This window comes from Geobacillus sp. WSUCF1, assembly GCF_000422025.1.
GTDB lineage: Bacteria > Bacillota > Bacilli > Bacillales > Anoxybacillaceae > Geobacillus > Geobacillus zalihae.
Genome location: NZ_ATCO01000304.1, coordinates 1 through 405, shown reverse-complemented (window position 1 = coordinate 405; position 405 = coordinate 1). Strand labels below are relative to the sequence as shown.

The following is a 405-nucleotide window of genomic DNA, read 5'->3' as shown; positions in this document are numbered from 1 at the left end:
TGAACATATCCCTGTCAAGTAGACAGTGTGAAAAATACCCACCTTCTTCAGCTGCTTGTTAGGATAGTGGAATGAGGAAACGTTGTCAAGGAAAGCACTTGACAACGTCTCCTTCATTCCACTTCATCGTTGGCAAGCTGAAGAAGGAGACATTCTCAGCCGTTCGTCTGCTAGGCTGCTTAGGCAATTCGGTATTCCACTGGGCTGAGGTAGTCTAGTTTTTTCTGGCACCGTTCATAATTATAAAAATACATGTACTGATCGATCGCCTCGATCATTTCCTCTTCCGTTTCAAAGGTAGGAAGGTCCACCATTTCCGATTTCAAATGCCCGAAAAAATTTTCCATGCAGGCATTGTCTAAACAGTTTCCTCTTCTGGACATACTAGGAATGATATGATGAGCC

At 43.5% G+C, this 405-nt stretch carries 1 protein-coding gene; it reads right to left on the bottom strand.

Features of this window, described 5'->3' with window-relative positions:
- Positions 1-179: 179 nt before the first annotated feature.
- A partial coding sequence (locus tag I656_RS18490; protein ID WP_164832371.1) for an IS3 family transposase occupies positions 180-405 on the bottom strand: 226 nt, incomplete at its 5' end.